The organism is Agromyces cucurbitae (assembly GCF_058349945.1).
In genome coordinates, this window is the sequence record NZ_JBYRES010000002.1 from 288,411 (window position 1) to 302,197 (window position 13,787).

The 13,787-nt window shown below is 73.8% G+C and carries 15 protein-coding genes; 11 read left to right on the forward strand and 4 right to left on the reverse strand.

All coding sequences use genetic code 11. The features are described from left to right. The first annotated feature begins 6 nt into the window (after window positions 1-6). The 6 genes from AC3RJ6_RS08200 (at window position 7) to AC3RJ6_RS08225 (ending at window position 4,354) form a co-directional block, all read left to right on the forward strand. Window positions 7-999 carry an NAD-dependent epimerase/dehydratase family protein gene (locus AC3RJ6_RS08200; RefSeq protein WP_491426498.1) on the forward strand — a complete coding sequence of 331 codons (993 nt, stop codon included), beginning with the start codon at window positions 7-9 and terminating at the stop codon, window positions 997-999. Window positions 1,000-1,101: 102 nt separating this feature from the next. Then, window positions 1,102-2,034: an arginase family protein gene (locus tag AC3RJ6_RS08205; protein ID WP_491426500.1), complete on the forward strand. Its 933-nt coding sequence runs from the start codon at window positions 1,102-1,104 to the stop codon at window positions 2,032-2,034. 202 nt (window positions 2,035-2,236) lie between these two features. Then, window positions 2,237-2,827 carry a molybdopterin-dependent oxidoreductase gene (locus tag AC3RJ6_RS08210; RefSeq protein ID WP_491426501.1) on the forward strand — a complete coding sequence of 197 codons (591 nt, stop codon included), beginning with the start codon at window positions 2,237-2,239 and terminating at the stop codon, window positions 2,825-2,827. 5 nt (window positions 2,828-2,832) lie between these two features. Beyond that, complete coding sequence (locus tag AC3RJ6_RS08215) at window positions 2,833-3,591, forward strand: ferredoxin reductase (RefSeq protein WP_491427149.1); 759 nt, start codon at window positions 2,833-2,835, stop codon at window positions 3,589-3,591. Continuing rightward, the gene (locus AC3RJ6_RS08220; RefSeq protein WP_491426503.1) at window positions 3,591-3,863 is read left to right on the forward strand and encodes a DUF6510 family protein; all 273 of its coding nucleotides are present in this window, start codon (window positions 3,591-3,593) and stop codon (window positions 3,861-3,863) included. The genes AC3RJ6_RS08215 and AC3RJ6_RS08220 overlap by 1 nt, the downstream gene beginning before the upstream one ends. Continuing rightward, the gene (locus AC3RJ6_RS08225; protein ID WP_491426504.1) at window positions 3,860-4,354 is read left to right on the forward strand and encodes a SixA phosphatase family protein; all 495 of its coding nucleotides are present in this window, start codon (window positions 3,860-3,862) and stop codon (window positions 4,352-4,354) included. The genes AC3RJ6_RS08220 and AC3RJ6_RS08225 overlap by 4 nt, the downstream gene beginning before the upstream one ends. 27 nt (window positions 4,355-4,381) lie before the next feature. Here the strand turns inward: AC3RJ6_RS08225 and hutI are convergent, their stop codons facing one another. From hutI to AC3RJ6_RS08245, 4 genes are all read right to left on the reverse strand, one after another. After that, window positions 4,382-5,605 (reverse strand): imidazolonepropionase, encoded by a 1,224-nt coding sequence (gene hutI, locus AC3RJ6_RS08230; protein WP_491426506.1) that lies wholly within the window; start codon window positions 5,603-5,605, stop codon window positions 4,382-4,384. 132 nt (window positions 5,606-5,737) lie between these two features. Beyond that, entirely contained in the window at window positions 5,738-7,459 is a 1,722-nt protein-coding gene (gene hutU / locus AC3RJ6_RS08235) for a urocanate hydratase (protein WP_491426508.1), read from the reverse strand. A gap of 70 nt (window positions 7,460-7,529) precedes the next feature. After that, window positions 7,530-8,801, reverse strand: coding sequence for a sensor histidine kinase (locus AC3RJ6_RS08240; RefSeq protein ID WP_491426509.1), 1,272 nt, complete (start codon window positions 8,799-8,801; stop codon window positions 7,530-7,532). Then, on the reverse strand, window positions 8,798-9,454 hold the full coding sequence (locus AC3RJ6_RS08245; RefSeq protein ID WP_491426510.1) for a response regulator transcription factor: 657 nt from the start codon (window positions 9,452-9,454) through the stop codon (window positions 8,798-8,800). Before AC3RJ6_RS08245 ends, AC3RJ6_RS08240 begins: the two co-directional genes overlap by 4 nt. A gap of 125 nt (window positions 9,455-9,579) precedes the next feature. On the opposite strand from AC3RJ6_RS08245, the gene AC3RJ6_RS08250 reads away from it, so the two are divergent. The 5 genes from AC3RJ6_RS08250 to AC3RJ6_RS08270 are packed head-to-tail and all read left to right on the forward strand — an operon-like array spanning window position 9,580 to window position 13,755. After that, on the forward strand, window positions 9,580-10,113 hold the full coding sequence (locus AC3RJ6_RS08250) for a hypothetical protein (protein ID WP_491426511.1): 534 nt from the start codon (window positions 9,580-9,582) through the stop codon (window positions 10,111-10,113). A gap of 24 nt (window positions 10,114-10,137) precedes the next feature. Next, complete coding sequence (locus AC3RJ6_RS08255; RefSeq protein ID WP_491426512.1) at window positions 10,138-10,737, forward strand: hypothetical protein; 600 nt, start codon at window positions 10,138-10,140, stop codon at window positions 10,735-10,737. Beyond that, window positions 10,734-11,795 (forward strand): peptidoglycan-binding protein, encoded by a 1,062-nt coding sequence (locus AC3RJ6_RS08260; RefSeq protein ID WP_491426513.1) that lies wholly within the window; start codon window positions 10,734-10,736, stop codon window positions 11,793-11,795. Before AC3RJ6_RS08255 ends, AC3RJ6_RS08260 begins: the two co-directional genes overlap by 4 nt. Beyond that, entirely contained in the window at window positions 11,792-12,451 is a 660-nt protein-coding gene (locus AC3RJ6_RS08265; protein WP_491426514.1) for an ABC transporter ATP-binding protein, read from the forward strand. Before AC3RJ6_RS08260 ends, AC3RJ6_RS08265 begins: the two co-directional genes overlap by 4 nt. Beyond that, window positions 12,448-13,755, forward strand: coding sequence for an ABC transporter permease (locus AC3RJ6_RS08270; protein ID WP_491426516.1), 1,308 nt, complete (start codon window positions 12,448-12,450; stop codon window positions 13,753-13,755). Before AC3RJ6_RS08265 ends, AC3RJ6_RS08270 begins: the two co-directional genes overlap by 4 nt. The last annotated feature ends 32 nt before the right edge of the window (window positions 13,756-13,787 follow it).

Sequence of the window (13,787 nt, forward strand, 5' to 3'; positions counted from 1 at the left end):
GACGGCATGCAGATCCTGATCCTCGGTGGAACCCAGTGGCTCGGTCGTGAACTCGCGCGCGAGGCGCTCAGGCGCGGACACGAGGTGACCTGCCTCGCGCGCGGCGAGGCCGGTGAGGTGGCACCCGGCGCGCGGCTCGTCGTCGGCGACCGCTCGCGACCCGACGCCTACGACGGCCTCGGCGAGGCCGAGTGGGACGCCGTGATCGACGTCACCCGCCAGCCCGGCTTCGCCCGCCGAGCCGCTGCCGCCCTCGCTCCGCGAGCCCGTCACTGGACGTTCATCTCGTCGGGCAACGTCTACGCGAACCACGACGAGCCCGGTGCCGACGAGTCGGCCGAGCTCATGCCGCCGCTCGAGGCCGACGAGTCGACGCCCGAGACCTACGGCGAAGCGAAGTCCGCGATCGAGCAGGCGTACCGCGAGGCGCTCGGCGATCGCCTGCTCGTGATCCGGCCGGGGCTCATCGGCGGCCCCGGCGACGCGTCGGGGCGCACCGGCTACTGGGTGGCGCGTGCGGCTCGCGACGACGAACCGATGCTCGTGCCCGACATCGGGGATGCCGCGGCGCAGTTCATCGACGTGCGCGACCTCGTCGGCTGGACCATCGACTCGGTCGAGCGCGGACTGACCGGGGCGTTCAACGCCGTCGGCGACCGCTCGACGTTCAGCGCGTTCCTCGACGCGTCGATCGCGGTCGGCGGGTACCGCGGCGAGGTGCTGCCAGCCTCGGGCGCGTGGCTCGAGGAGCAGGGCGTGGCCGAGTGGGCGGGCGAGGAGTCGCTGCCCCTCTGGATCATCGACCCGACGTGGGCGGCGTTCCAGGACCGCTCGAACGCCGCGGCCCGTGCCGAGGGCCTGACGCCGCGCCCGATCGCGGAGACCATCGCCGACCTGCTCGCCTGGGAGCGGGAGCAGGGCCTCGACCGTCCCCGCGGTGCGGGGCTCAGCGCGGCCCGTGAGCGCGAGCTCGTCGCGGCACTCCGCGCGGCCGGCTGACGCTTCCAGCGGATGGGGCAGCGGTCGCGGAGTCTGGGATCGCAGACGACGAGCATCGGTGAGGGCTGGGCGAGCGCGCGCCCGACTCGTAGCGTGGGGGGCATGGCCGACGTCGCACTCTCGAACGATCCCCTCTGGCCCCGCGCGGGCGACTGGCCCGCGCCCGAGTCGCTCGCGCCCGAGGCATCCGCCCGCCTGGCCCTGCTCGGAGTGCCCGCCTGGCGCACGTCGCTCTCGCCGACGAACGCGCACACGACGCCCGCGGCCGTGCGGCAGGCGCTGCGGCGCTACAGCCCCGCACTCGTGCCGGCCCGCGAGGAGGGCCGCGACGCGGTCGACCTCGGCGAGCAGGTCGTCGTCGACGCCGGCGACATCGTCGAGCCCGACGGCCCCGAGGGCGAGGCGCGCACGCGCGCCCGCGTCGCCGAACTGCTCGAGCGCGCCGAGACCGTCATGGCGCTCGGCGGCGACAACTCGGTGACCGTCGCGACCGCGCTCGGCGCGTACGGCGACCGGCTCGACACCGCGGGCCTCATCACGATCGACGCGCACTACGACCTGCGCGAGGGCGTCTCGAACGGGTCGCCCGTGCGTCGCCTCATCGAGGCCGGCCTCGACCCGCGCCGCATCGTGCAGATCGGCATCGCCGACTTCGCGAACTCCGCCGTCTACGCGCGCCGCGCGGCCGAGCTCGGCATCACCGTCGTGCACCGCGACGAGCTGCACGGCCGCCGCCCCGCCGACGTCATGGCCGAGGCGCTCGAGGTCGCGGGAGCCGCGGGCGGCCCCGTGCACTTCGACATCGACGTCGACGCGTGCGACCGCGCGGTCGTTCCCGGATGCCCCGCCTCGATGCCCGGCGGCCTCGCCGCGTGGGAGATCCGCGCGCTCGTGCGCGCCGCGGGCCGCGACCCGCGCGTCGTGAGCGCCGACCTCGCCGAGGTCGACGCGACCGCCGATGCGCCCGACGGTCGCACCGTGCGACTCACGGCGCTCTGCGTGCTCGAGTTCCTCGCAGGCGTCGCCTCGCGCTGAGCCGGGCGGCGAGCGAGCGCCGCGCGATGTCCGTCGCGGGGGTGCTTTTCCGCAACCGGGGCGCGTTGCGGCATCCGATTCTTGCGGAAACGCACCCCCGAAACGAGATCGCATCCGGCCGTAGCGCGGCGCGCGGCGGCGTGACAGGCTGAGCCTGTACGCGGCCGTCGCGTCGGCGGCCGCTCCCGCGAAGGGGGTCGCCATGTCGTTCGTCACCAGGGGCTTCACCGGTCGCGGGCGCGCTCGCGACGACCGGCTGCCGCCCGGGCAGACGCTCGTGCACGACTTCCCGGTGCTGTCGGCGGGGCCGACGCCCGAGGTCGACACGGCCGACTGGGAGTTCGCGATCCGCACCGAGCACGGCGGCCGGCGCTGGAACTGGGACGAGTTCATGCAGCTCGAGATCGACGACGTCACGACCGACATCCACTGCGTCACGCACTGGTCGAAGCTCGGCACGAGCTGGCGCGGCGTCTCGCTCGACACCCTCTTCGCCGAGGTCGAGACCGAGTACGACTACGTGATGGCGCACAGCTACGGCGGCTACACGACGAACGTGCCGCTCGACGAACTGCTCGACGGCAAGGCCTGGATCGCGTTCGAGTTCGACGGCGAGCCGCTCGACCCCGAGCACGGCGGGCCCGCACGGCTGCTCGTGCCGCACCTCTACTTCTGGAAGAGCGCGAAGTGGGTGCGCGGACTCGAGATGATGCCGAGCGACGACCCCGGCTTCTGGGAGCAGAACGGCTACCACCTCCACGGCGACCCGTGGAAGGAAGAACGGTACTGGTGAGCGGGATGCCGCTGCTCGCCGCCGCGCCGCGCACCGGGTGGCACGTGGCCGAGGTCGTCGAGACGCGGCGCGAGACCCCGTCGGCGGCCCGGATCTCGCTCGACGTCGCCGGCTGGCCCGGCAACCTCGCGGGTCAGCATCTCGACGTCAGGCTCACCGCGCCCGACGGCTACACCGCGACCCGCTCGTACTCGATCGCGTCGTCGGGCGACGGCGATCGGGTCGTGCTCGCGGTCGACCGGCTGCCCGACGGCGAGGTGTCGCCGTTCCTCGTCGAGGAGCTGCGGGTGGGCGACCGGCTCGAGGTGCACGGCCCGCTCGGGGCCTTCTTCGTGTGGCGCCCGCCGGCCGACGGCGGAGCGGGGCGACCCGTGCAGCTCATCGCCGGCGGTTCGGGTGTCGTGCCCCTCGTCGCGATCGCCCGGGCGCACGCCGACGCGGGCGATGCCACGCCGTTCCGCCTGCTCTATTCGGTGCGCACGCCCGACGACGTCTTCTTCGCGGACGAGCTCGCGGCGGCGGCGCGGGGGCCCGCGCCGCTCGAGGTCGAGTTCGTCTACACCCGGAGCGCCCCCGCCGGCACGGGCGCGCCCGTCGGCCGGATCACCCGTGAGCGGCTCGCGGCGGCCGTGATCGGCGCCGACGCCGCACCGGTCGTGTACGTGTGCGGGTCGACCGGCTTCGTCGAACGCGTCGCAGGCTGGCTGATCGAGCTCGGACACCATCAGACGGCCATCCGCACCGAGCGCTACGGAGGCACCTGATGCAGCACTTCGACGGCAACCTGCTCGCGGGACCTCTCGCCGAGGTGTTCGCCTTCGACCCCACCGCGACACGGGCGCGCTGCAACGGCTGCGGTGCCGTCGCCGAGCTCGCGACGATGATCGTCTACCGCAGCGGCGCGGGCAGCGTCGCTCGCTGTCGCGACTGCGGCGCCGTGCTGCTCAGCCTCGTCGAGGGCGACGGACGGATGTTCGTGAACTTCATCGGCACAGGAGCGATCGAGATCGCGACGACAGGGAGGGACGACGCATGAAGACGCTCTACCTCGTGCGGCACGCCAAGTCGGACTGGGGCGACCCGCTGCTCGACGACCACGACCGCCCGCTCAACGAACGCGGCCTGCGCGACGCCCCGGCGATGGGGCACCGGCTCGCCGAGCGGGGTGTGCGCCCCGACCGCATCGTGACGAGCACCGCGGTGCGGGCGCGCAGCACGGCGCGACTCCTGGCGCGTACGCTCGGCATCGGCGACGATCACGTCGTCGAGGACGATCGGCTCTACGGTGCGACGGCGTCGCGCATCCTGAACGTCGCGTCGGGGCTCGACGACGGGCTCGGCTCGGCGATGCTGGTCGGGCACAATCCGGGCATGAGCGACGCCGTCGGCGAGCTCACCGGCGAGTGGGTCGAGCTGCCGACGTGCGCGGTCGTCGCGTGCCGGGTCGACATCGGCTCGTGGGCCGAGCTCATCGAGGGGTCGGGCGAGCTGGCCGAGGTCGACACGCCCAAGGGCAAGATCCGCTGACGCGGCGCCCGTCGCACGGGCCGTACGTCAGGCGACCAGCGCGCCGGCCGACCAGACGCGGCGCACGAGCGGCACACCGGGGCGGTAGGCGAGGTGCAGGTGGCTCGGCGCGTCGAGCTCGACGAGGTCGGCGCGCATGCCGGGGCGGAGCGCGCCGACGTCGGTGCGGCGCAGCGCCTTCGCGCCCGCGGCGGTCGACGCCCAGAGCGCCTCGGCCGGGGTCATGTTCATGTCGCGCACCGCGACCGCGATGCAGAACGGCAGCGAGCTCGTGAAGCACGATCCGGGGTTGCAGTCGCTCGCGAGGGCGACCGTCACGCCGGCCTCGATGAGCCGGCGGGCGTCGGGGTAGGGCTGCCGGGTCGAGAACTCGACGCCCGGAAGGAGGGTCGCGACCGTGTCGGAGCCGGCCAGCGCCGCGACATCCTCGTCGCTCAGGAACGTGCAGTGGTCGACCGAGGCGGCCCCGAGCTCGACCGCGAGGCGGACGCCGCCGCCCTCGCCGAGCTGGTTGCCGTGCACGCGGATGCCGAGTCCGGCGTCGCGCCCGGCCTCGAGCACGCGACGCGACTGCTCGGGCGAGAACGCACCGCGCTCGCAGAACGCGTCGACCCAGCGGGAGTGCGGGGCGCACGCCTCGAGCATCTCGCCGATGACGACGTCGACGTACGCGTCGCCCGCCGCGACGGGGTCGCCCTCGAACCGCGGGTCCTCGCGGAACTCGAACGGCACGACGTGCGCACCCAGGAACGTCACCTCGTCGGTGACCTCGCGTGCGAGGCGCACGAGGCGCTCCTCGTCGGCGACGCTCAGGCCGTAGCCCGACTTGATCTCGAAGGTCGTCGTGCCCTGCGCGTGCAGCTCGGCGACGAAGCCCGCGAGGCGGGCCCGCAGCTCGTCGTCGGTCGCGGCCCGGGTGGCGGCGACGGTCGAGCGGATGCCGCCCGCCTCGTAGCGGCGGCCCGCCATGCGCGCGGCGAACTCCTCGGCGCGGTCGCCGCCGAACACGAGGTGCGTGTGGCTGTCGACGAAGCCGGGGATCACCGCGCGGTGGCCGGCGTCGACGATCTCGGCGCCCGTGGCGGGCGTGTGCGCGGAGGCCTCGGCGGCGGTGCCGACCCACTTCACGACGCCGTCCTCGACGAGCACGGCCGCGTCGCGCACGATGCCGATCGGGCCGCCCTCGCGGCCGGGCTGCTCGTCGTTCGTGACGAGCTCGCCGATGTTCGTGATGAGGGTGGCGCGAGGCATCCTGTTCGCCTTTCGGTCGTCGTATTCGGTCTCATGATGCATCGAGTGGGCGGCCATCGCCCCTGAATCGCGTCAGGACGGGCGATTTCCGCCCACTCGATGTGGAGCGGGGAGGGAGGAGGACCCGCCCGCTCAGTCGTCGAGCATCGGCACGTCGACGCCGCGCTCGCGCGCGACCTCGACCGCCCGCTCGTAGCCCGCGTCGACGTGACGGATCACGCCCATGCCCGGGTCATTCGTGAGCAGCGCCGTGAGCTTCGCCGCGGCGAGCTCGGTGCCGTCGGCCACCGAGACCTGGCCCGCGTGGATCGAGCGGCCGATGCCGACGCCGCCGCCGTGATGGATCGACACCCAGGTCGCGCCCGACGACGCCGCGGTGAGGGCGTTGAGCAGGGGCCAGTCGGCGATCGCGTCGGAGCCGTCCTTCATGGCCTCGGTCTCGCGGTACGGCGAGGCGACCGAGCCCGAGTCGAGGTGGTCGCGGCCGATCACGATCGGCGCCTTCACCTTGCCCTCGGCGACGAGCCGGTTGAAGAGCAGGCCGGCCTTGTGGCGCTCGCCGTAGCCGAGCCAGCAGATGCGGGCGGGCAGGCCCTCGAACTCCACGCGCTCCTGCGCGGCGTCGAGCCACTTGTGCAGGTGGGCGTTCTCGGGGAAGAGCTCCTTGATCGCCTCGTCGGTGACGCGGATGTCTTCGGGGTCGCCCGAGAGCGCCACCCAGCGGAACGGCCCGAGACCCTCGCAGAACAGCGGGCGGATGTACGCCGGCACGAAGCCCGGGAACTCGAACGCGCGGTCGTAGCCGCCCTTGCGCGCCTCGTCGCGGATCGAGTTGCCGTAGTCGAACACCTCGGCGCCCTCGTCCTGGAACTCGACCATGGCCTGCACGTGGTGCGCCATCGACTTCTGGGCCTTCTTCGTGAAGCCCTCGGGGTCGTCGGCCGCGGCCTGCTTCCACTCGTCGACCGAGATGCCCTCGGGCAGGTAGGCGAGCGGGTCGTGCGCGCTCGTCTGGTCGGTCACGACGTCGACGGTCAGCTCGCCGGCGCGGTGGCGGCGGAGGATCTCGGGGAACACCTCGGCGGCGTTGCCCACGTAGCCGACCGACCAGCCGCGACGCTCCTCCTTGGCCGCGAGCACCTTGGCGATCGCGGTGTCGAGATCGGTCTCGACCTCGTCGAGGTAGCGCTTGCCGGCGCGGCGGCGCAGGCGGGTCTCGTCGACGTCGACGATGAGGCAGGCGCCGTCGTTGAGCGTGACGGCGAGGGGCTGGGCGCCGCCCATGCCGCCGCAGCCGCCCGTGAGGGTGAGCGTGCCGGCCAGGGGGCCCTCGCCCTCGCGCTGCGTGCCGAGCGCGCTGCCGCGGCCCTCGCGCTTGAGCTTCTCGCCCACGGCGGCGAAGGTCTCGTAGGTGCCCTGCAGGATGCCCTGCGAGCCGATGTAGATCCACGAGCCGGCGGTCATCTGGCCGTACATCGTGAGGCCCTCGGCCTCGAGGCGGCGGAACTCGGGCCAGGTCGCCCAGTCGCCGACGAGGTTCGAGTTGGCGATGAGCACGCGGGGCGCCCACACGTTGGTGCGGAAGACGCCGACGGGCTTGCCCGACTGCACGAGCAGGGTCTCGTCGGCCTCGAGGCGCTCGAGGGTCTTCGTGATGGCGTCGAACGCCTCCCAGTTGCGGGCGGCCTTGCCCGTGCCGCCGTAGACGACGAGGTCTTCGGGGTGTTCGGCGACCTCGGGGTCGAGGTTGTTCATGAGCATGCGCAGCGGCGCCTCGGTCTGCCAGCTCTTCGCGGAGAGCTCGGTGCCGCGAGGCGCGCGGACGGTGCGCGTGGTGGTCGTTGCGTCGGTCATGATTCGATGGTCGCGCACGGTCGGCACCGCGACAACGGATGCCGCGTGGCGGGCGTCTGGGATCCCAGAACTAGCCCGTCGTGGCGTAGGTCTCGCCGGGCAGCAGCACCGTCACGACGAGCCCGCCCTCGGGCCGGGCCGCGAGCGAGACCTCGCCGTCGTGCGCCTCGACGATCGCACGCACGATCGAGAGGCCGAGGCCGGCACCGGTGGCGGGCCCGCTGCCGGTGCGCTCGCCGTCGAGACGGCGGAACGGCTCGAACAGTGCGTCGAGCTCGTAGGGGGCGATCACCCGACCCGAGTTGGCGACCTCGAGCAGTGCCCGGCCCGAGGCGTCCGTTCGCGTGGCCACTCGCACCCAGCCGCCGCTCGCGAGGTTGTGCCGCACGGCGTTGTCGACGAGGTTGCGCACGAGCTGCTCGAGCAGCACGGGGTCGCCCGCGGTCGGCGCCTCGTCGGCGACGACCGCGATCGTCGGAGACGCGGGAGCGGTGCCGCCGCCGGTCGTGGCGCCGTTCCCGGTGCCGGTCGCGGTCGCCGCACGCGCCCGCGTCTCGTCGACCACGTGCTCGGCGACGTCGGCGAGGTCGACGAAGCGGCGTTCGCCGAGCTCGCGCTCGGAGCGGGCGAGCAGCAGCAGCCCGTCGATGAGCCGCTCGTGCCGGGCGTTCACCTCGAGCAGGGTCTCGCCGAGCAGCCTCAGGTCGGGCGACGCGTCGGGGCGTTCGGCGGCGACCTCGATGAGGGCGCGATTGAGCGTGAGCGGCGTGCGCAGCTCGTGCGAGGCGTTCGCGATGAACCGGCGCTGCGCGTCGAACGACGTGTCGAGGCGGGCGAGCATGCCGTCGAACGTGTCGGCGAGCTCAGTGACCTCGTCGCGCGGGCCGGTGAGGTGGATGCGCTCGTGCATGCGGCGGTCGGCGTCGGGTGCGTCGGCGATGCGCTTCGCCGTCGCGGTGATGGTCGACAGCGGGCGCAGCATGCGCCCCGCGAGGAGCCAGCCCATCCAGGCGGCGATCGCGCCGACCACGACGACGGCGATCGCGCCCTGCGTGATGAGCGCGCCGAGCGCCTCGTCGCGGGCGGCGCTCACGAGCTTCACCGTGTACTGGTAGCCGTCTTCGGCAGCGCCGGGCGGCAACGGCGCGGCGGGGTCGAACGAGGGCACGGCCTCGCCGGGCGCGGTGCAGCAGATCGACGTGCTCACGATCGACGTGTCGCCCACGATGCGCTGCTGCACGAGCGCCCACGTGAGCACGAGCATGACCATGCCGGCCACGAGGAACAGCGCCCCGTACACGACCGTCAGCCGCGCGCGCAGGGTGAGCCGGAACCGCCTCATCGGATGCGGTACCCCACGCCGGCCTCGGTCTCGATGATCGAGGGGTCGTCGAGCTTGCGGCGCAGCTTCAGGATCGTGATGCGCACGACGCCCGTGAACGGGTCGATGTTCTCGTCCCACGCCTTCTCGAGCAGCTGCTCGGCCGAGACGAACGCACCGTCGGCGCGCAGCAGCTCGACGAGCACCGCGAACTCCTTCTTCGACAGCGGCACGTATCGGCCGTGGCACACGACCTCGCGGTGGTGCGTGTCGACCCGCACGCCGGCGCGCTCGAGCACGGGCGGCGTCGCCGGGCGCGAGCGACGGCCGAGCGCCTCGACCCGGGCGCCGAGCTCCGCGAACGCGAACGGCTTCGGCAGGTAGTCGTCGGCCCCCATCGCGAGGCCCGCCACCCGGTCGTCGACGGTGCCGGCCGCCGTGAGCATGAGCACGCGCGTCGGCATCTCGGCCGCTGCGATGTGCCGGCACACCTCGTCGCCGTGCACGACCGGCAGGTCGCGGTCGAGCACGACGAGGTCGTAGTCGTTGACGTCGACGCGCTCGAGCGCGCTGCCGCCGTCGCCGACCACGTCGACGGCGTGCGCGGCGTTCCGCAGCCACTCGGCGACGGCGTCGGCGAGCAGCGGCTCGTCCTCCGCGACCAGGATGCGCATCTGCCCATTGTCGCCGTTCGGCGCGTTACCGGGGCGTTAGCGAGCACGATCACGACCACGAAACGGCGCCTGCGATGTGCTGGGACGACTCGGGCCGATCGGCCCCGTCGACGGAAGGACCCAGGATGCCCCGCCCCAGCCGCCGCACGACGTCGGGCTCCTCCGTACTCGGCGTGCTCGCCGTGACCGCCCTGCTCCTGACGGGGTGCGCGGCTGACGCGCCGCCCTCGGTCGCGTCGGTCACCGACGGGGATGCTCCGACCGCGGCATCCTCGACCGCCGAGCCGGCCGTCGACCTCGACGGCGACCCGCGCGGCCTCCGCGACTGCATGGCCGAACAGGGCGTGCCGATCGCCATGCCGACGCAGGAGGGGAACTCGTTCACGTACCAGTACCCCGAGGGCGTGCCGATGGACGAGGTCGACGAGGCGCTCGGCGCGTGCGCCCGGTTCCTGCCCGGCGGCGGTGCTCCGCCCGACACGGATCCCGAGCGGCTCGCCCGTCTCCGCGAGATCGCCGAGTGCATGCGCGCCGAGGGCATCGAGGAGTACCCCGACCCGAACCCCGAGGGCGTCATCGACATCCCGCCGGGCGGACTCGACCCGACCGCCCCCGACTTCGTCGCCGCCCAGGCGGCCTGCGTGCGCAGCGACCGCTGACGCGCCTCAACGGAAGGACACGACATGTTCCGAACGCATCGGCGGGAGGCATCCCTCTCGGCCGTCATCGCCCTGCTCACGGCCCTCGCCCTCGCGGGCTGCACGCCCGCGGCGGGCGACGGCGTCGCCTCGCTCGACGGCGACCCGCAGGCCCGGCAGTCGTCGCCGCCGGGCGGGGGCGACGGGGGTGACGGCACCGGCGAGGGCGGCGACGGCGACCCGGTCGCGTTCGCCGAGTGCATGCGCGAGCACGGCATCGATATGCCCGACCCCGACCAGGACGACGGCGGGTTCGCCATCGCGATCCCCGACGGCACCGACCCCGACGAGGTCGACGCGGCGATGGACGCCTGCAAGGAGTTCATGCCGAACGGCGGCGAGATGCCGAAGCCGAGCGCCGAGCAGCTCGCCCAGATGCGCGAGTTCTCCGAGTGCATGCGCGACGAGGGCATCGAGGGCTTCCCCGACCCCAGCGCAGACGGCGGCATCCGGATCGACTCGGACATGGGATTCGACCCCGAGAGCGACGAGTTCCGCGAGGCGCAGGAGACGTGCAGCGACCTCATGCCGAAGCCGAAGGGCGAAGACGGCGGGCCGAGCACCTCCGAGGGAGGCGACGCATGAGCGCGCGCGCACGCCTCGGCTGGATCGGACTCGGCGTGCTCGCCGTCGCCGGCATCGGGGTGACCGCCGCGGCCGCGAACGGATTCGGCTTCGCGCCGGCCGCCGGCACGCCGGCACCGTCCGCACCCGAGACCGCCGAGGTCGAGCGGGGCGACCTCGTCGCGACGACGACCGAGTCGGGCGAGCTCGCGAACGCCGACGAGACGACGCTGCGCGCCGACGGCGGCACGCTCACCTGGCTCCCCGCGGCCGGTGCGGTCATCGACCGCGGCGCGCAGCTCTACCGGATCGACGATGCGCCCGTCGTGCTGCTCGTCGGCACGATGCCCGCCTATCGCGTGCTCGCCCCCGGTACCACGGGCGCCGACGTGCGCCAGTTCGAGGAGAACCTCGCCGCGCTCGGCTACACGGGGTTCGACGTCGACGACGACTACACGTGGGCGACCGCCTCGGCCGTCGAGCACTGGCAGGAGGCGCTCGGCGTCGACGAGACGGGCACGGTCGACCCCGCACGGGTCCACTTCGCGGGCGGACCGGTGCAGGTCACGTCGGTCGCCGCCGCGGTCGGCGACCGTGCCGGCGGCGAGGTGCTCACGACCGCGAGCACCGAACGGGTCGTGCAGGTCGACCTCGATGAGACGGATGCCTCGTATGCCGTCGTCGGCGCGGCCGTCGAGGTCGCCCTCCCCGACGGCACGACCTTCCCGGCTACGGTGACGGCGGTCGAGACCGTCGTGATCCCCGGCGAGGACCCGCCGATGGGCAACGGCGACACGACGGTGCTGCGGGTGACCGCGACCCCCGACGACCCCGGCGCCGTGAGCGCCGCCGGCGGCTCGACCGCAGAGGTGTCGTTCACGGCCGAGACCCGCGAGGGCGTGCTGAGCGTGCCCGTGACGGCGTTGCTCGCGCTCGCCGAGGGCGGCTACGCGGTCGAGGTCGTGCGCGGCGACGACTCCGAGCTCGTCGGCGTCGAGACCGGGCTCTTCGCCGACGGCCGGGTCGAGGTCTCGGGCGAGGAGCTCGCCGAGGGCGACGTGGTGGTGGTCGCGTCGTGACCGCGATCGTCGAGCTCGAGGGCGTCGGCAAGTCGTACGACGGCGTGACGGCCCTGCATGACGCGAGCCTCTCGATCGACGAGGGTGAGTTCGCCGCCATCGTCGGCCCCTCGGGGTCGGGCAAGTCGACCCTGCTGCAGCTCATCGGCACGCTCGACCGCCCGTCGATCGGGGTCGTGCGGGTCGACGGACACGACACCGCGGGGCTCTCCGACCGGCAGTTGTCGGGTCTGCGGGCCAAGCGCATCGGCTTCGTGTTCCAGCAGTTCCACCTCGCGGCCGGCGTGCCGGCGATCGACAACGTCGCCGAGGGCCTGCTCTACCAGGGTGTCGCGGGCGCGCGGCGACGGCAGCTCGCCGGCGAGGCACTCGAACGGGTCGGCCTCGGGCACCGGCTGCGGCACCGCCCGCACGAGCTGTCGGGCGGCGAGCGTCAGCGCGTGGCCGTCGCCCGTGCGATCGCCGGGCGGCCCGGCCTCGTGCTCGCCGACGAGCCGACCGGCAACCTCGACTCGGTCTCCGGCGGCGAGGTGATGGGCCTGCTCGAGGGACTCCATCGCGACGGCACGACCGTCGTCGTGATCACGCACGACCACGACATCGCCGCGCGGGCGCGGCGCCGTATCGCCCTGCGCGACGGGGAGGTGCGGTCGTGAGCGGGCGGCGTGCCGGCGAGGCATCCGGGTCGGTCGAGACGCCCCCGTCGACGGCGGAACCCGACCTGCCCGAGGCATCCGCGTCACCCGAGTCGGCGGCGCGGCTCGAGACCCTGCCCGCACCCGCGCGCCTGCGGGCGACCGACGTGCTGCGCGTCGGCGGGGCCGGCCTTCGCGCCCGCCCCCTGCGCGTCGTGCTCTCGGCGCTCGGCATCGCGATGGGCATCGCCGCGATGATCGCCGTCGTCGGCATCTCGAGTTCGAGCCGGGCCGAGCTCGAACGACAGCTCGACCGGCTCGGCACGAACCTGCTCGCCGTCGCACCAGGCAACGACCTCTTCGGCGAGCAGGCGACCCTGCCCGACGAGGCGCCGGCGATGATCGAGCGCATCGGGCCGGTCACCGACGTCTCGGCGCTCGGCGCCGTCGACGCCAAGGTCTACCGCAACGAGTTCATCGACCCGAACGAGTCGGGCGGCATCGCGACCTACGCGGTCGACCTCGACATGCCCGAGACCGTCGGCGCCGCGCTCGCCGACGGCAGCTGGCTCAACGCGGCGACCGAGCGGTATCCCGTCGTCGTGCTGGGCGCGACCGCGGCCGAGCTGCTCGGCATCGACCGCGCCGGACCCGACGTGCGGGTGCGCATCGGCGGCGAGTGGTTCACGGTCGCGGGCATCCTCGCGCCGGTGCCGCTCGCCACCGAGCTCGACACCGCCGCGCTCATCGGCTGGCCGGTCGCCGAGTCGCTGCTCGGTTTCGACGGACACCCGACGGCCGTCACGGTGCGCACCGACGAGGACGCCGTCGACGCCGTGCGGGGCGTGCTCGCCGCGACCGCGAACCCGACGAGCCCGAACGAGGTGCAGGTGTCGCGCCCGTCGGACGCGCTCGCCGCACGCGCCGCGGCCGACCAGGCGTTCACGGGTCTGCTGGTCGGGCTCGGCGCGGTGGCGCTGCTCGTCGGCGGGGTCGGCGTCGCGAACACGATGGTGATCTCGGTGCTCGAGCGTCGCGGCGAGATCGGCCTGCGCCGGTCGCTCGGCGCGACCCGTGGGCACATCCGCGCCCAGTTCCTCACCGAGTCGCTGCTGCTCGCGCTCGTCGGGGGAGCCGTCGGGGTGATCGCGGGCGTGGTCGCGACGACCGTGTACTCGCTCGTGCAGGGGTGGCCGACGCTCGTGCCGATCCAGGCCACCGCGGGTGGACTGCTCGCGACGGTCGTCGTCGGCGTGGTCGCGGGGCTCTACCCGGCGATCCGCGCCTCGCGCCTCTCACCGACCGAGGCGCTCGCGACGGCGTGAAGGCCTCGCCGTCGGCGGGGGCCGGCGTGCGG